Here is a 16,625-nt window from a genome sequence, read left to right as displayed (position 1 = left end):
GGGAGAGTGAAAATGTCAGAACAAGATCAGACACAGGAATTCCTGAACAGCCTGCCGGAGCTTGAACCGGGCAAGACCTTCGGCTTTGCCTGCCACCCTCAGGTCCGCTGTTTCAACGCCTGTTGCGGCGACCTGAACCTGATGCTCACCCCCTACGATGTATTGCGTCTGCGCCGGGCTCTGGGACACGACAGCAAAAAATTCATTCACAATCACGCCGACATTTCCCGCACTCCCGGAACAGGATTTCCCATGTGTCGCCTGCGCATGCTGGACAATGCCAAACGCAGCTGTCCATTTGTTCGCGCGGAAGGCTGCTCCGTGTATGAAAACCGTCCCGGTGCATGCCGCACCTATCCCCTCGGACGGGCCTCCCGCATGGGCGAGAACGGAGAGGTGATAGAACAGTTTTTCATCGTTCAGGAGCCGCATTGCCGCGGGTTTGAGGAAAAAAAGGAATGGACCAGCGATGAGTGGCTCAAGGATCAGGGGCTGGAGGCATACAATGCTGTAAACGACCGTTACATGCGCATCATGAACCGTACACACCAGGCCGGAGCCGTTCTTGACGAAAGAAAGCTGAACATGGCCTTTCTGGCTCTCTATCAGGTGGACAACTTCACCAATTTCATAAAAGACATGAATGTATTCTCCCGCCTCGATGTTTCCGAAGAACGTCAGCAGGCTATCCTGACCGATGAAGAAGAATGTCTCAATTTCGCCCTCGACTGGGTGGAACTCCTCGCTTTGGGCAGCAGCGAAAACCTGCAGCCGAAATAATACATGCAACAGCCCCGCAGGATTCCGTAAAATATTCAGCGGGGCTGATTCCGATAATGTCGATGACTTTTCCACAGAAGCGAGGGAGTCTCAACAGCAGGCTTAGATAAACTGGAATAGTAAGGACGATCCTCCCGCGTCTGACACCAAACCTATTTTACCTGTACCGATCATAAATACCTTCGATTGTTCCATTACTTATAAGCTTTTGAAGGGCTTTATTTAAACGGGGAAGTGCATCCTTTTTATCAGGATGGACGCGCATCATCATATCAATGGCAACAAACGGTTTTTCTGCGACAAGCTTACCCTGCAAATTTTCTTTTTTTATCTGATACTGGGCATATTCCTTGTCCAGAATGGCCTGATCCAGACGTCCTGCAACCAGCATCTGTATAAGCTTGCCGTCATTCTCCATCGGATAGCTCCTTATACGCCCATCCTCAAAATACGGTCCGTATACTAAGTAACTATATCCCCTGACAGTGCCGACGGTCTTGCCTATTAAATCATCCGGAGAGTAGGTGGGGGTGTATTTATCTGCATTGAACAGGAGAATTTCATCGGAAGTTGCGAAGGGGATACTGTATAGCCCCTGAACTGAAGACTTTTTCCTCCATGCAGGATTGCACATGGGTTCAATATCTATTTTTCCGTTATCAAACTGATATTGCCCCCTGTTGAAAGGGACATCAATGAACTTGAAAATATCACCGGTCTCCTTTGCAAGAGCCTTGAACAAATCCCGTATAATACCGGTTTCGGAACTGCCTTCTTTGAAAGAGTACGGCGGATAGCTGCTGGAATAAGACAGGACACGGAAAATTTCCGCATTTCCAGTCTTAATGAAAGGAGAAAAAAGGCTCAAAACAAATGCCGTCAGGACAATAATCTTTTTCATCACGCCGCCCCTCCGCGGATTGATATGCAAAATCCCCAACAAGCACTTACTCTATTATAAACTATTTATCAAACATCTATATTGTTAATTTAGGTGCTCTGAACCCATGATAATTTTTCGCAACAATACACTATGCATGCCTTTGATTTCTTAATCATTTGGCATGACACCACCCCGGTTCTACGCCGGAGAAAATTGATGTCGGAAGGGACAGGTTATGAAAGGAAGGAATTCTGTGAAGGAGAATTTCTGCTGAAACACCCCTCCCCAGATAGAAAATGATATCAGAAAGAAAAAATAAGACCGTCTCCGGTAGCTGTTCCTCTGGGTTCAAAGCCGAGGTATCCCAGAATTTCCTTTAGAAGCGGCCTCTCCTCCTCCGGACCTTCAACAACCGGGACATCGCCTTCCAATCCGCAAAGAGCCTTGAGCAGTCCGACAGCGTCTTCAAAACCGCCAAGCCGGTCAACCAGCCCCAGTTCCTTGGCTTCACGCCCGGTTACGGCCCGGCCGTCGGCAATCTTTTCAACATCCTTGCGATCCAGCTTGCGTGCTCTGGCCACATCATCAACAAACTGGTTGTGGATATCCATGATAAGACCGGTAAGATATTCACGCTGCTCGGGAGTAATCTCGGAATAAGGCGATCCCGCGCCCTTGAGTTTGCCGCTGGTGATTATGACCGGTTCCACGCCCAGCTTGTCCATGAGCTGGCGGAAACTTGCATACTCCGCCTTGACGCCGATGGAGCCGGTAATGGACCCGGCGCTGGCCAGTATTTTGGTTGCCGGAGCGGCAGCGTAGTACCCGCCGGAAGCGGCAACAGTCCCGAAGGAGGCAACTATGGGTTTGACCTCTGCAAAGGCCTTGACCGCGTGATACAACTCCTGGGAAGGCGCAATGGTCCCTCCGGGAGAATTCACACGCAGCAGCACGCCCTTTACGGAGTCATCCCGGCGCAGTTCGCGCAGAAATTTTACCGCCGGCAATGATTCGGTGATGGTTCCCTGTATGTTGACTATGCCTATCCTTCCGGAGCCGAAAAGTCCTGAGCTGCCATGAAAAAAGGCTGTGGCCCCCCATATGAGGGCCACAGCCATAAACAACAGACTTAATCCGAAAAGAAACGGATGCCTGACAGAGAACCCTTTCTTAGGATTCTTCATCCTCGGACTCTGCGGCAGCCTTGGCTTCGGTAGCGTCGGCAAGTTTCTGTTTCAGCAGTTCACCCAGAGAGTTGCCGCTGTCGGCAGGACCGGAACGGAATTCTTTGGGTTTACGTTTGTCTTCTTCTTCCTTGAGCTGCTTGATGGACAGGCCGAGACGGCGTTCGTCAGCAGACACATGGATGACTTTGGCCTGAATGGTCACGCCTTCCTTGAACATTTCGGAAGGGTTCTTGATCTTCTTGTGGGAGATTTCGGAAACGTGAACCAGACCTTCTATGCCTTCTTCAACCTCAACGAAGAGACCGAAGTCGGTGATATTGGTGATAAGTCCTTCAAGGGTGCAGCCCACTGGGTACTTGGTGGGAACCTGAGACCAGGGGTCTTCGGAAAGCTGCTTTACACCGAGAGTGAACTTTTCGTTTTCCTTATCTACAGTAAGTACCTTGGCCTGAACGGTATCGCCCACGCTGTATACTTCTGAAGGATGGCGAACCTTGCGGGTCCAGGAGATATCGGAAACATGGATCAGGCCGTCAATGCCGTCTTCAATGCCGATGAACACACCGAATTCGGTGATGTTCTTGATCTGGCCTTCAAGGATGGTTCCTTCGGGGAACTTCTCTGCAACAACATCCCAGGGATTGGGTTTAACCTGCTTCATGCCCAGGGAGATGCGTTTCTTGTCGGGATCAACACCCAGCACAACTACATCTACTTCATCGCCTACACGCACCATCTGGGAAGGATGACGCAGTTTGCGGGTCCAGGACATTTCGGAGATGTGAACCAGTCCTTCAACACCGGCTTCAAGCTCAACAAAAGCACCGTAATCAGCGAGGTTGGTAACCTTGCCGGTGAACTTGGAACCTTCGGGGTACTTGCCGGAAATGTCTTCCCAGGGATCGGGAACAAGCTGCTTGAGGCCGAGGGAAACTTTCTGTCCTTCCTTGTCGAAGTTGAGGACTTTCAGTTCCAGTTCGTCACCGAGGGCAACCATTTCCTTGGGATGCTTGATGCGTTTCCAGGACATGTCAGTGATATGCAGAAGTCCGTCCAGACCACCGAGGTCGATGAATACACCGTATTCGGTGATGTTCTTGACCTTACCTTTAACGGTCTGCTCTTCTTCAAGAGTACCGAGCAGCTGAGAACGCATTTCGTTGCGCTGTTCTTCGAGAAGAACACGGCGGGAAACGATAACGTTGCTGCGGCGACGGTTGATTTTCAGAATTTTGAATTCGTAGGTCTGATCTACAAGAGCGTCCATATCGGGAACGGGACGCAGATCGACGTGAGAACCGGGCAGGAATGCTTCCACGCCGCCGAGGTCGACGGTGTAGCCGCCCTTGATGCGGCGGACGATTCTGCCTTCGACAACGCCTTCCTGCTCCTGCATTTCTTCAAGCTTGTCGAAGAGCTGCATGCGTTTGGCCTTATCACGGGAAAGGTGGATGGTGCCTTCGCTTTCGTTTTTGTTTGCAACAAAAACATCTACTTTGTCACCGACCTTCACGGTCAAATTACCGTCAGCATCCGTGAATTCGGATACTGCGATCTGGCCTTCGGACTTGAAGTTTACGTCGATAAGAACGAAGTCCTTGTCAACTTTAACAACTTCACCGGAAACGATGCTTCCTTCGTCCAGATTTCCGAAATCGGCATTAAGGTAATCTTCGAGGGCTGCCTCGAAGTCCATTTCCATTTCGGCGTTCATGTTTTCATTGTTTTCCATGGGTTACCTCCAACAACGATGACCTCGGACAAAATTTCGGCATATATTTCGTGGGAGTGATGCACTGGATTCAACCCGGTCATGCGTTCCGAGGCAGCCGAAGCCCGGACTGTCCGTTGGCCTTAAAGCGGCCGCATCATTCCCTAATGCCCGTTACGGGGATATCTCAGGCACTCGGTTGCACCGCAAAACCTGCGGTTTTTCGCAACTGATTATCAGCTTGAGATTAAGAGAATTGCTTCTATCCTAAAAAAGCATTCGTGTAAACCCAATTAACTCCCCCACTCCCAGACCGGCTGCTCTCTCCCGAACGCGGGACGCAAAAAAAGCCGGAACCGGTCCGGCTTTCGAAAGACTGTCTGCTGAAAAGAGATTAACCACGGCATTGATGCTTAATATTAACGCCCTGAGTGATGAAAATAACCGATTCGGCAATATTGGTAGCCTGATCAGCGATACGCTCCAGATGATTGGCGGACATGATGAGGTGCACACCGCGCTCTACTATTCTGGTTTCCGTCACCATGTTTTCGATCAATCCCTTGAGAATACGCAGGTTCAGGCTGTCCGCTTCATTATCCATTCCGCAAACCTTTGATGCCAGGTCATGATCTTCGTCCGCAAATGATTTGACCGCCATGCTGACCATCTCGCGGGTAACGTTGGACATCTTCTCCAGCAGCTGATTGAAAGGCAAAGGAGGCCGGGTGCTCAGAAAGACGGCCCTGTGCGCAAGGTTCACCGCTTCGTCGCCGATACGTTCAAGGTTGCTGCTGATGCGCATGGAGCCGACAATAAACCGGAGGTCTCTGGCCATGGGCTGGTCCAGAGCGAGCAGTTCGATGTTGAATTTATCAAGCTCGCATTCAAGCTCGTTGATCTTGATGTCATTCATTATGACATCCTCAGCCAGCTCTGCATTGCAATCGCCCAGGGCCTTGACGGCGTTGTGCATGGCCGTTTCAGCCATGCTGGACATACGCAGGACCTGAACCTTCAGGTCGTCCATTTTTTTAGTAAAGTGAGCGCGATGCTCCATGTTATTCAATCTCCTGAAACAAAAACCGTTACCGTTTTCCAGCCCGGACATGCCCTACCCGGAGTCGGGTATTGATCCGCAACATCGCAAAGCGGATCAGCATGCTGCAGGCCGGCTTTCCCCACAACAAACGATATAAAGCCAAAACCACGCTCAGCCCGACTTCAGGTTACTTCCCCAGCATCCCGAAGAACTGATTCCTTTGTGCAGAAGCAGCACATTAAAAATTCCGTCCCTGCAACTGAGACAAATTCCGAACCCCAAAACCTGCGCAACCGGTCTGCTTTTAATGCAACTCTGCAACAGATTACGCAGGTAAGACCGGTCTTGGAAAGACCGCATAAAAAACGGACACGTTGGAAACGGAGTCGGACCAAGCCTAGGCGACTGCCGTTTCCGCACTGCCTGCTAACCGAAACGTCCGGTTATGTAATCTTCAGTCTGCTTGTTTTTGGGTTTGGTGAACATTGTTTCCGTGCTGCCCACCTCTATCAGTCTGCCCATATAGAAAAAAGCAGTCTGATCGGATACTCGCGCTGCCTGCTGCATACTGTGAGTAACTATGATGATGGTAAATTTAACTTTCAGCTCGTGAATGAGATCCTCGATCTTCTGGGTTGCGATCGGGTCCAGAGCCGAAGCAGGTTCATCCATGAGCAGCACTTCCGGTTCAACAGCCAGAGCGCGGGCAATGCACAGACGCTGCTGCTGCCCGCCGGACAGCCCGAGGGCCGATGAATGGAGGCGATCCTTGACTTCGTCCCAAAGAGCGCCGCCCTTGAGGCTTTCCTCAACCTTACGGGCAATGAACTCCTTGTCACTGATGCCGTTTACGCGCAAACCGTATGCGACATTTTCAAAAATGGACTTCGGGAAAGGGTTCGGCTTCTGAAAAACCATCCCCACGCGCCGACGGAGTGTGACAACATCAAGTCCCTGTGCGTAAATATCTTCATCGTCAAGGGTAAGTGCGCCGTCCACCCTGGTTCCGGGGATAAGATCGTTCATTCTGTTAAGACAGCGCAGAAAGGTACTTTTTCCGCACCCGGAAGGCCCGATCAACGCTGTGACCCTGTTTTCTTCAAAAGCCATGTCTATGCCTTCAAGCGCCTTGAAGTCCCCATAGTAAAAATCGAGGTTTTTGGAAGCGATTTTAACAGCTTGCCCCATTGCAAAACTCTCCATAAAATTGTTTCATTCAATATAGATTAAAAGGCCGGAGCCTTCCGGCCCAGGATTCTGCTGACATATGCTAACGCCGCCCGGCAACTGCGGGATGTTCATGTGATATCCGGCACGGGTTACAAGGCAATGACCCAAATGTTACATTTATGTTACGCAGAATAGGAAGAATAAAAACAAAGGTGAGCCCGGCTGGAAGCGTAGACGGAAGCGAAGAAAAGCACACGTAAAATCCAGTTTAAAACCACGTTGCCACACCGTAATACCCTACATTCCCTCATCCCGTGTAATACGGTTCAAAGCAAAATGTCGGGTGAAGAGTAGAAAGCTGTTCCGTCCTGAATCAGAACTTAAGTCCCAGACTAAGCCTGCCCGAACTCTTTTTGACCGAGGGTGCAATCCTGGCAGGAATCTCTGTTCCTTTAAGATAAAAAACAAGACGAAGCTTATCGGGATGTTCCCCGACTACAATTTTTTCCACCATGCAGCTTTTTAGTCTGTAGACCGAGTGGTCTTTGAAATCCCATTTTCCAAGGATATCCACTACCAACCTGCGTGGTTTGTTCAGGTTGAACCACTTCACTCTTCCGCTTTTCGTTGTCAGCGCAATATCTGCAGACATGCTGCCTGCTGAACATGAAACCTTCAGCGGACCGGCTTTTCCTCTATCTGACGCAGCTGCCTGCGGAAGCTTGCCGGATTCCTTCTTCTCCTCTGCAGGAGCCGACTTTTCGGCGGTGCTATTTTCCGCCACGGCTGTCGGCTGGATTTCGGGTGTTGTTTCGGTACGGTTTTCAGTTGTCCCGGCAGACGGTTCATCTGCAGGTTTATCGGAATTTCCCGCGTGAAGATCGGATTCGCGCAGTTCCGCGGCGGAACTATCCGTCTCATTCTGCTGCGATGATTTCAAAGGCAGAACCAGCCTGCTGACTTCCTTGCGCACCACCGGTCCTTCTCCGGCAGGCTGTTCCTTGCGGTCCTGCATTCCGGACAGGATGGAATCGTACACGCCGAAATGATAAAGCCCGGCAGCACCCCCGGCAAGAACCAGAGCGATCAGCAAGAAGATAGTAAGTGGACGTATTTTCATTATGTTTTCCGTGGCTTGAAAAATTCTGATGAGGGCAGCATAGATAATTTCAGCCCGAATGCAAAGGGTGGTGTGGCACATTCGCCTCGGCGCGGCACAATCTTTCGGATAAATGGAACGTTACATGCTTAAAAAAATACGGCTGTTTACTTAGCCTGGCAGAACATTTGGTCAAAGCAGCTGCTTTCAGTGCATTTACCATAAACCAGTAAGGGGTCCAAAGGAGATTCTCATCTTTGGCCGCCGGCGGCTAAAATAAATAACCAAAAGCACGAAGCATATCAAATTCAGACTGTTAAAGGTGCAGCAAATAAGACGGGACGGAGGAAAACATTCTATCCTGTTTCCCCCGCCCCGGAAAGGACGATGACAATAATCCGGAATCAGCTATGCATGGGCCGCACTCCCCAGATGCTTCCAGCATAGTCCATTATGGCCCGGTCGCTGGAAAAACGCCCTGAACCGGCGGTGTTCAGGATGGAACTTTTAAGCCAGTTCTCGCGATCGAGCCAGAGTGCTTCAACCTTGTCCTGCGCTTCAACATAGGACCGGTAATCGGCCAGCACCATGTAGGGATCACCCCCGTCAAAAAGAGAATCGAGAACAGGACGAAATAGCTCCCGGTCTCCATCCGAAAAGGTGCCGTCACCGATATAATGCAGAGCCTCGGACAGTTCGGCATCTTCCGCGGCAACCCGGCGGGGATCATATCCATTGCGTCTGCGGGCCTCGACCTCTTCTGCGTCCATGCCGAAAATGAACATGTTCTCGCTTCCGACTTCTTCCATTATTTCGATATTGGCCCCATCCAGTGTTCCTATGGTCAAGGCTCCGTTAAGAGCGAATTTCATGTTCCCGGTGCCGGAAGCCTCTGTCCCCGCCAGCGAAATCTGTTCGGACAGATCCGTTGCCGGAATGATCCGCTCGGCCTGGGAAACCCTGTAGTTCGGCATAAAGGCAATGCGCAGCCTATGGTTGACTGTCGGATCGGAGTTGACCACAGCACCTACGGAGTTGATCAGTCTGATGATCCGTTTGGCCAGAAAATATCCGGGAGCGGCCTTGCCAGCGAAAATCTTCAACCTCGGCACGGCTACGCTGTTCGGGTCTTTTTTCAGCCTGCAATAAAGAGTGACTGCGTGGATGATGTTCAGCACCTGCCGCTTGTACTCATGAATGCGTTTGACGTGCACATCATAAAGCCAATCTGTTGGCAGATACAGCCCGTAATCATCACGGGCATACTTTACGAGACGCTCTTTCTGTCTCAGGCGGCACTCGTACCAGCGGTTCTGGAATTCGTGATCATCGGCCAGCGGCTTGAGTTCCTGCAACCGGTCGAGATCAGTAATCCAGCTGTCGCCGATCTTCTCCGTAATCAGGTCCGAGAGAGAACCGTTACACTGCTTAAGCCACCTGCGCGGGGTTATCCCGTTGGTCACCGAAGTGAATCGTCCGGGATAGATCTCCGCAAAATCCTGAAAAATGGTCTTGCGTATAAGCTCGCTGTGCAGGGCGGAAACTCCGTTGACGGTAAAACTCCCCACCACGGCCAGCCAGGCCATGCGCACCTGCGGAGCTTCACCTTCTTCAATTATGGACATACGCTTCAACCTTGCTTCATCACCGGGAAAACGGTCTTTGACATCCTCCATGAACCGGCGGTTTATCTCGAAAATTATGGAAACGTGTCTGGGTAGAACACGGCGCATCATTTCCAGAGGCCATTTTTCCAGAGCCTCGGGCATTACCGTATGGTTGGTGTAGGCAAACGTCCTGCGGCAGATTCTCCACGCCTGATCCCAGTTCAGCATATATTCATCAATAAGCAGACGCATGAGTTCCGGGATGGCGATGGCCGGATGGGTTTCATTCAGGTGAACAACCGCGCGGTTGGGCAGCTCGGAGAAATCAAGTTTCAGCTTTTTGAAACGCCTCATCATGTCCTGAATTGTGGCGGAAACAAAAAAATACTGCTGTACAAGGCGCAGTTCACGTCCCTTGCTTAAGCTGTCGTTGGGGTACAGCACCTTGGATATGGTTTCCGTTCGGACAGCATCCTCCATGGAACGGATATAGTCTCCGCTGTTGAATAATCCCAGATTGAAACGGCTGGAAGTCTGAGCTTCCCACAGCCGCATATTGATAACATTGCCGTTCCGGTATCCCGGAATAAGCATATCCACAGGCAGAGCCATGACCTTGGCTGTATCCGCCCAGCGGTGACGCACGGAACCGTCATCGTGCGTGTACTGCTCCTCGCGACCGTAAAGACGAACGGTAAACATGAATCCGCGTCTACGGAATTCCCATGGATTTCCGGAGTGAAGCCAGTCATCGGGCTGTTCAACCTGCTCTCCGTTCTCAATGGCCTGTTTGAAAATCCCGTATTCATATCTTATGCCGTATCCGTATCCGGGAATCCCCAGAGACGCCATTGAATCCAGAAAACAAGAGGCCAGCCTGCCCAGCCCGCCGTTTCCGAGTCCGGCATCGGCTTCCGCGCTTTCCACTTCCTCAAGACTGCATCCGAATTTTTCAAGCGCCTCGGAGCATTCCTTCGCTATCCCCAGACTGAGAGCGTTGCTGGTAAGCGACTTGCCCTGCAGGAATTCAAGGGAAAGATAATATACGCTCTTGGCCCTCTGGTTGTAGTAGGACCGCTGAGTCTTGATCCAGTTACCCACAAGTCTGTCTCGCAACGAATAAGCCAGAGACTGGTAGAGCGAAAACCTGTCGGACCGGCCGTAATCACGCCCAAGGTTGGAAAGGTGATGGCGGCAGATGCTTTCGGCAATGGACTCGACGTCCATGCCTCCCATCTCTTCAAGCAGAGTGCTGGAATCCATTTTGTTCATGATTCATCCTCGCAAGATTTCACATTGTTTTCTGTTCGGCAGCAGTTGTTCCCGAGCATTGACCGTAAACATTGCCATTGCATCCGGGACCGCATTAGTTCCCGTATACCGCACTACAGAAAAAAATGTAATAGAGAGTTTTGATAATATTTCTCTTCCTGATTCCAAAACAGGCACAGGTTATCCTAAAAAAGATGTGACTTCCGATATACAGACAAAAAATCATACCTCAGACATATAATCTCCAATACATCCGGGCACAAAAATAAATAAAAATAATTCAGCAGAGCCAGAAGTTCATGCATAATTTCAACTTGTTTCTATTCAAGAACAAGCATGGCATAATATTTTCATTATACTTATAAACACGACTTCATACAGTAACTACAAACTTTTTTAAACATTCCTCTTCACCTTTATCCCAGGATAATGTTAATGGTAATCTACCATGCCGTGGAGATTTTATTCAAAGAACAACAAACAACAGCAAAACAGAGACAGCACACAGTAATCGTCCCTCTTTAATGTGCATTCGATTCGACACAGCATATACACATACTTAAGAAACGACTTAAGCACAGAAGGAACAATTACAGACAAGAAAAGGGAGTTAAAAATGGACGATCATTTGAAAGAAGCTCTTGAAATCGTAAAAGCGCAGGCCAGCGTACGCACCATGACGGAAGAAGAAATCATCTCAATGGTCCAGACGCTTGCCGATGGAATTCTGAAAATAAATGAAGGAAGTCAGGAACCGAGCTCAAGCGACCCCATACCTGCAGTGGACCCCAAAAAAGCTATTAGGGAAAAATCGATCATCTGCCTGGAATCAGGTAAATCATTCAAGGTTCTGACCAAACGGCACCTCGCCAAATTCGGTCTCACCCCGGACGAATACCGCGAAAAATGGGGATACGCCAAAAAGACCCCTCTGGTATGCAAATCCCTCCAAAGGGAGCGGCGTAAAAAAATGAAAGATATGAAACTCTGGGAAAAACGCAAAAAAAATGCCTGATCGCAATAAAGGATAAGGCCTCAACACGGAGCACATCACCACAGCCTGTTTCTTCGGAAATTAAAACGGGAGTTTTGATGTGCTTCTTTTTTTACCACTTTCCCGAGTCTGAAGGCGGCTGATAATAGAATTCCACCCGGCGGTTGATGGCCCTGTTCCGGTCAGAAGAATTGGGGACAAGAGGCTTTGTGCCCGCGTATCCCACGGCTTTCAGCCTGTTGGGGGAAATACCTGTTTTCTTGAGTATGTAACGCAGGCAGGAGGCTGCCCTTGCAGCGGACAACTCCCAGTTGGAGCTGTAGATGTTGTTTCTGGTAGCCCGGTCATCGGTATGCCCGCGGACAACCAGATTGAAATCCCTATTTTTCATCACGGAGGCCACCTTGTCCAGCACCTTGAGCGCATGGGGATTCACCTCCGCAGTCCCGGGCTTGAAGATGGCCCTGGTGGGTACGCGCACCAGCACGCCGTGCTGATCCGTATTCACAGCCATCAAGCCCTGCATTTTCCCGGCAGCTATAAAATCCCGGATCTCCACTTCAAGGGCCGCCATCTTTTTCTTGGCCGCAGCACTTGTGGACGAGGCTTCATACGGACTTTCGGAAAAAGCCATGTGCTTAGCCCTTTTGTCCTGAAACTGAACCCCGAACGCATCCCGCATGGAGCCCTTCATGGCTTCAAAGTTGGCGATGTCCTGGTTGGAAAACGAAAGAAGAAGAACGAAGAAGCAGAGCAGCAGTGTAACCATGTCGGCAAAGGTTGCCATCCACGGCGGCAACCCCTCCTCCGGTGGAGGCTCGGTCGAGGCTTTCCCGACAACATATATTATTTCTTCATTTTTCTTGGCCACGTAAAATCTCCGGCGGACTCACCCAGTTACGAACAGTCAACTGTTTAACCGCCAACAGATAAAATGACAAGCTCCGTTGGCGGGTATACACATATCAGTCCGAATGCCGCTTTAACCGATAACATCATCCGGCGATACGGTTTTTATACCGAAAGCCTCCCCTACAGCAGCACAGGTCAGTTGTCCCTTTCTCGTATTCAGGCCGAGCATTAGAGAACGGTTCGCCGCAAGTGCGTCCATCCCCTTGTCAGCCAATTGCATGGCGTAAGGCAGTGTCTGGTTTACGAGCGCGAAAGTTGATGTTCTGGGCACGGCTGCGGGCATGTTGGCGACCCCGTAATGCACAACCCCGTCCACCACATATGTGGGATCGGAATGGGTTGTTGGCCGGATGGTTTCAACACACCCGCCCTGGTCAACTGCAACGTCCACTATGACCGCCCCCTCTTTCATTGTGGAAAGCATGCCCTTTGTGATCAGATTCGGTGCCTTGGCTCCGGGGATAAGAACGGCTCCGACCACAAGGTCGGCCTGGGTGACCGCGGCCCGGATATTCGGCTCGGTTGCAGTAATGGTTGAAATTCGTGCCCCGAACATATCGTCAAGATACTGCAGCCGGGCATGATTCACATCGAAAATAGTCACTCTCGCCCCCATGCCGGCGGCAATCTTGGCGGCATTTGTGCCGACTACCCCGCCACCGAGAACCATGACATTGGCCGGAGCCACACCGGGCACCCCGCCCAGCAGGACACCCCGTCCTCCCTTGGTCTTTTCCAGATGCAGGGCCCCTTCCTGCGCTGCCATGCGCCCGGCAACCTCGCTCATGGGGGTAAGCAGAGGCAGTGAGCCGTCCGCAAGCTGGACTGTTTCGTAAGCAATGCCGGTTGTGCCGGAATCCAGCAATGCCCCGGTCAAAGGTTCATCCGCGGCAAGATGCAGGTAGGTAAAAAGAATCAGATCCTTACGCAGGAATCGGTATTCGGAAGCAACCGGCTCCTTGACCTTGACCACCATCTCAGCAGCCCAGGCATCCTCGGCGGAAACCATTCTGGCCCCGGCAGAAACATATTCCTCATCAGCCAGCCCGGAACCGACTCCCGCCCCCTGCTCCACAACAACCGCGTGGCCTCTGCGGACAAGCGTTTCAACGGCTCCAGGAGTCATGGAGACCCTGTTTTCCATGGTTTTGACCTCTTTGGGAATACCGATAAGCATGTTTCTACTCCTGCGGATAAAATTTCGTTGATTTCAGGATGAGCCAGAATAATGAACCTGTTTCCTGCAAACTCCGGCATGAATTCCAGACAGCCGCCAACCGGCACGTAAAAGACCGCGACAGAAAACAAAACATAATTTATGCTGATGAATAGCTCCAAAGAGTCATGATCCGCGCAAAAAAACAAGTGCAACTTACGGAACCGGATCACACTCAAAAATTCCTGCTTTGTTCCCGTCAGCTTGTAATATGTTTACCTTGGTCGGCAGTTTGTTGGCAATCCGTAATAACGAATATTGTACAATTTCGGAAAGATTTTATAATACTTTTCTCCGAAGCACTTATAATTCCGAAGCCGGAACACCCTCACCAGCAAGATTAAAAGGGATACCATCCATGCCTGTTAAACCTGATTTCGTCCCCAGAATTCTCATTATTGATGATGAACCCTTCAACCTGGAACTGCTGGAAGTAATCCTGAGCCAGTACGGATACCGGATAATTTCCGCTATCAACGGCCGCGCCGGACGCAGTCTCGCAGAATCGGAAAAACCGGACCTCATACTGCTGGACATCATGATGGACGGAGAAAACGGATTTGAATGCGCAGCGGCCCTGCGCCTTTCCCCTGCTACCTGCGACATACCCATAATTTTTCTTACCGCCCTGGACGATCCCAAGAACACCGCCAAAGGGTTTGATGCCGGTGCAGTGGATTTCATAGTCAAACCTTTTGAATACAGAGATGTTCTGCAACGCATCAAAATACACCTTCTTCTGTCCATGGGGGAAAAGGAAATGCTCTCTCCCGGAGAAGAAAAAACACCGCAGACCTGCACCGCTGTGCCAAGGCCGGGAACAAGTTCGATATCCACGCCTTCCGGGGCAGAAGGAACATCCTTTATCCACGAGAGTGTGATCCTGCGTGACAGCTCGGAAGCACACCTGCTGATAAATCTTCCCGACCCGGTATCCTCCCCGGAGCTGCAGAAAAAAGTCGGCGACCTCCTGTCCGCAAACACCGGACCGATATATTCGCCATCAGCCACAATGCGAAACATAGGGATAAGGCTGAAACAGACCGTTGGCTGCTGGTCGGGCCTGTCCGGAACTTATGCGGAAATAGACCGGGAAAACAGATCCCTGACAGTAGTCAACTCCGGTGCGCTTCCGGTTATTTTTCTGCACAGAGACAGTGAACCGCTCCTCATAGAACGTCAAAGCGGTGAACTTGGAAGCCTCGGACTTGGATTGCCGCCTTGCTCAACTTATCCGATGTCGATCGGAGACCGCATATTCATGTTCAGCTACGGAATGCTCGCGGCGTTCGATTCTCCGGGGGAAGCCATCAATGAACTGAAGGCAGCTTGCGCTCTCTCCACCGGGGTAGATATAGAAACGGCATGTCAGGCTGTAGGGGAAATGCTTCAAAGGGGTGAAAAAAAACTCCAGGGCGTTCTTCTGGCGGTCGAAGCATAAAAAAATAATTATTGCTTTAGCTCCATAAACCTTAAGCTTGGAGCTACGGTTTTCAAAGCACACCATTAAACTAACAGGGATTCCAAAGGGGATTATCCCCTTTGGCTGCCAGAGGCGAATTAAATTATCATAAGCGCGAAGCGCATCAAACTCAGCCTCTTAAATGGCTTTTGGCGGAGTAAAAAAAAGGCCGAGGCAGCAGCCCCGGCCATAAAAAGACGAATTCGGGTAAAAATCTATTTTACAGATTCCACCTGATTTTTGGCTCCCTTCCAGGCAAAAATTCCGCCGGGGTAGCGCTTTACGTTGGTATAGCCGAGCTTTTTGGCCCATGCGGCACCGTTGTGGCTGCGGGTACATTTTACAAAACCGCAGTAGATAACGATCAGCTTGTCCTTGTCGGGTCCGAGCATTTCAATGAACTGTTCCTTGGTCTTTCCGTCTGTTCCCTTTACATCCCACTCAACCATATCGGGGATGGGGAAAAGAAACTGTTTCGCACCGGGAACATGTTCTTTCTTGTAGCTGGCTTCGTACGGCATGGTGTCGATAATGACCATGTCTTCGTGCTTGTCGAGCAGTCCCTTGAGTTCAGCGGTTGTGATAATATCATATCCACCGCGCTGTACTTCGCGCACCAGTTTTACAGCTCCGGTTTCCTTTTCCACTTCCTGAGCGAATTTATCGGAACCGAGGCATCCTGCCAGGGCGAACATGAGCACACAAACGGCAAGAACCGCACTTACAACTTTCACCATTTTCATCACAACAACCTCCGGAAAAATGTTTGTTTATCGGCCCACAAAAGAAAGCAGAGGCCGGGAACGGAACCCTCTGGTCCTGCGCAGCAGAAAGAGATAGCCGCATCCGCAAAGCAGAAAAGCATCCCGCACCAGAGCTTCGCGCAGGGAATGATATGCTTCCCCCTCAGGGTCTCCCGGCGCAAAACATCCGCAATCCACATCAAGCCCCATGCTTATTCCCCGAACCAGAACCCCCATGAACACAAGCAGCAGTAAGGAATAGGCGGACAAAGCCCCCCGGACATCCCAGATAAGACCGGCGGCAATGATAATTTCCGACACCGGAAGCAGATATGCAGCAACCAGATTAAGCTGATCAGGCAGCACTCCGTACCCACCGATAACCCGTGCAAATCCATGTGCATCAAGCAGCTTCGCCGCTCCTGCATATAGAAAAACAAAGGCCAGGGCGCACCTTATAAGGAAATAGACCCGGCCGGACATTAACTTATCGATCATTATTAAACACCTGCCACTTGTTAATGCTATTCCGGTTACACCGCATCAT

14 protein-coding genes are annotated in these 16,625 nt (G+C 50.6%); 3 read left to right on the top strand and 11 right to left on the bottom strand.

The features are described from left to right. The first annotated feature begins 12 nt into the window (after positions 1 to 12). Entirely contained in the window at positions 13 to 780 is a 768-nt protein-coding gene (locus tag ACKU4E_RS15535) for a YkgJ family cysteine cluster protein (RefSeq protein WP_320171996.1), read from the top strand. A 157-nt stretch (positions 781 to 937) separates the two neighbouring features. Here ACKU4E_RS15535 and ACKU4E_RS15530 read toward each other — a convergent pair whose 3' ends face one another. The 7 genes from ACKU4E_RS15530 to ACKU4E_RS15500 all read right to left on the bottom strand — a co-directional run bounded on the left by ACKU4E_RS15530 (position 938) and on the right by ACKU4E_RS15500 (position 10,751). Continuing rightward, complete coding sequence (locus tag ACKU4E_RS15530) at positions 938 to 1,681, bottom strand: transporter substrate-binding domain-containing protein (protein ID WP_320171995.1); 744 nt, start codon at positions 1,679 to 1,681, stop codon at positions 938 to 940. A gap of 284 nt (positions 1,682 to 1,965) precedes the next feature. Next, positions 1,966 to 2,847: a signal peptide peptidase SppA gene (sppA, locus tag ACKU4E_RS15525; RefSeq protein ID WP_320171994.1), complete on the bottom strand. Its 882-nt coding sequence runs from the start codon at positions 2,845 to 2,847 to the stop codon at positions 1,966 to 1,968. Next, the gene (locus tag ACKU4E_RS15520) at positions 2,834 to 4,582 is read right to left on the bottom strand and encodes a 30S ribosomal protein S1 (RefSeq protein WP_320171993.1); all 1,749 of its coding nucleotides are present in this window, start codon (positions 4,580 to 4,582) and stop codon (positions 2,834 to 2,836) included. The genes sppA and ACKU4E_RS15520 overlap by 14 nt, the downstream gene beginning before the upstream one ends. A gap of 373 nt (positions 4,583 to 4,955) precedes the next feature. Continuing rightward, positions 4,956 to 5,621, bottom strand: coding sequence for a phosphate signaling complex protein PhoU (gene phoU, locus ACKU4E_RS15515; protein WP_320171992.1), 666 nt, complete (start codon positions 5,619 to 5,621; stop codon positions 4,956 to 4,958). Positions 5,622 to 6,029: 408 nt separating this feature from the next. Next, a complete protein-coding gene (gene pstB / locus ACKU4E_RS15510) occupies positions 6,030 to 6,791 on the bottom strand; it encodes a phosphate ABC transporter ATP-binding protein PstB (protein ID WP_320171991.1) in 762 nt (253 codons plus the stop codon). A 355-nt stretch (positions 6,792 to 7,146) separates the two neighbouring features. Continuing rightward, complete coding sequence (locus ACKU4E_RS15505) at positions 7,147 to 7,893, bottom strand: AMIN domain-containing protein (protein ID WP_320171990.1); 747 nt, start codon at positions 7,891 to 7,893, stop codon at positions 7,147 to 7,149. 383 nt (positions 7,894 to 8,276) lie between these two features. Beyond that, positions 8,277 to 10,751: a glycogen/starch/alpha-glucan phosphorylase gene (locus ACKU4E_RS15500; RefSeq protein ID WP_320171989.1), complete on the bottom strand. Its 2,475-nt coding sequence runs from the start codon at positions 10,749 to 10,751 to the stop codon at positions 8,277 to 8,279. 616 nt (positions 10,752 to 11,367) lie between these two features. Between ACKU4E_RS15500 and ACKU4E_RS15495 the strand changes: the two genes are divergently transcribed. Further along, positions 11,368 to 11,766, top strand: coding sequence for a MucR family transcriptional regulator (locus ACKU4E_RS15495; RefSeq protein WP_320171988.1), 399 nt, complete (start codon positions 11,368 to 11,370; stop codon positions 11,764 to 11,766). 91 nt (positions 11,767 to 11,857) lie between these two features. Here the strand turns inward: ACKU4E_RS15495 and ACKU4E_RS15490 are convergent, their stop codons facing one another. Next, entirely contained in the window at positions 11,858 to 12,616 is a 759-nt protein-coding gene (locus tag ACKU4E_RS15490; protein WP_320171987.1) for an OmpA family protein, read from the bottom strand. A 111-nt stretch (positions 12,617 to 12,727) separates the two neighbouring features. Continuing rightward, the gene (gene ald / locus ACKU4E_RS15485; protein WP_320171986.1) at positions 12,728 to 13,834 is read right to left on the bottom strand and encodes an alanine dehydrogenase; all 1,107 of its coding nucleotides are present in this window, start codon (positions 13,832 to 13,834) and stop codon (positions 12,728 to 12,730) included. A gap of 397 nt (positions 13,835 to 14,231) precedes the next feature. Between ald and ACKU4E_RS15480 the strand changes: the two genes are divergently transcribed. After that, on the top strand, positions 14,232 to 15,314 hold the full coding sequence (locus ACKU4E_RS15480) for a response regulator (protein ID WP_320171985.1): 1,083 nt from the start codon (positions 14,232 to 14,234) through the stop codon (positions 15,312 to 15,314). A gap of 236 nt (positions 15,315 to 15,550) precedes the next feature. Here ACKU4E_RS15480 and ACKU4E_RS15475 read toward each other — a convergent pair whose 3' ends face one another. Both ACKU4E_RS15475 and ACKU4E_RS15470 read right to left on the bottom strand, forming a co-directional pair. Beyond that, positions 15,551 to 16,072, bottom strand: a complete 522-nt coding sequence (locus ACKU4E_RS15475) for a rhodanese-like domain-containing protein (RefSeq protein ID WP_407944130.1) — start codon at positions 16,070 to 16,072, stop codon at positions 15,551 to 15,553. A gap of 33 nt (positions 16,073 to 16,105) precedes the next feature. Further along, complete coding sequence (locus tag ACKU4E_RS15470; RefSeq protein ID WP_320171983.1) at positions 16,106 to 16,576, bottom strand: MauE/DoxX family redox-associated membrane protein; 471 nt, start codon at positions 16,574 to 16,576, stop codon at positions 16,106 to 16,108. Positions 16,577 to 16,625: the final 49 nt, after the last annotated feature.

The organism is Maridesulfovibrio sp. (assembly GCF_963677005.1).
Classification (GTDB): Bacteria; Desulfobacterota; Desulfovibrionia; order Desulfovibrionales; family Desulfovibrionaceae; genus Maridesulfovibrio.
Note: the sequence above shows the minus strand (reverse complement) of the source record. Positions and strands in the feature narration are given on the sequence as shown.

Bases quoted from the DNA above. Each gene is read 5' to 3' on its own strand.
- ACKU4E_RS15535 (WP_320171996.1), top strand. From the start codon at position 13: ATGTCAGAACAAGATCAGACACAGGAATTCCTGAACAGCCTGCCGGAG.
- ACKU4E_RS15530 (WP_320171995.1), bottom strand. From the start codon at position 1,681: ATGAAAAAGATTATTGTCCTGACGGCATTTGTTTTGAGCCTTTTTTCT.
- sppA (WP_320171994.1), bottom strand. From the start codon at position 2,847: ATGAAGAATCCTAAGAAAGGGTTCTCTGTCAGGCATCCGTTTCTTTTC.
- ACKU4E_RS15520 (WP_320171993.1), bottom strand. From the start codon at position 4,582: ATGGAAAACAATGAAAACATGAACGCCGAAATGGAAATGGACTTCGAG.
- phoU (WP_320171992.1), bottom strand. From the start codon at position 5,621: ATGGAGCATCGCGCTCACTTTACTAAAAAAATGGACGACCTGAAGGTT.
- pstB (WP_320171991.1), bottom strand. From the start codon at position 6,791: ATGGGGCAAGCTGTTAAAATCGCTTCCAAAAACCTCGATTTTTACTAT.
- ACKU4E_RS15505 (WP_320171990.1), bottom strand. From the start codon at position 7,893: ATGAAAATACGTCCACTTACTATCTTCTTGCTGATCGCTCTGGTTCTT.
- ACKU4E_RS15500 (WP_320171989.1), bottom strand. From the start codon at position 10,751: ATGAACAAAATGGATTCCAGCACTCTGCTTGAAGAGATGGGAGGCATG.
- ACKU4E_RS15495 (WP_320171988.1), top strand. From the start codon at position 11,368: ATGGACGATCATTTGAAAGAAGCTCTTGAAATCGTAAAAGCGCAGGCC.
- ald (WP_320171986.1), bottom strand. From the start codon at position 13,834: ATGCTTATCGGTATTCCCAAAGAGGTCAAAACCATGGAAAACAGGGTC.
- ACKU4E_RS15480 (WP_320171985.1), top strand. From the start codon at position 14,232: ATGCCTGTTAAACCTGATTTCGTCCCCAGAATTCTCATTATTGATGAT.
- ACKU4E_RS15475 (WP_407944130.1), bottom strand. From the start codon at position 16,072: ATGGTGAAAGTTGTAAGTGCGGTTCTTGCCGTTTGTGTGCTCATGTTC.
- ACKU4E_RS15470 (WP_320171983.1), bottom strand. From the start codon at position 16,576: ATGATCGATAAGTTAATGTCCGGCCGGGTCTATTTCCTTATAAGGTGC.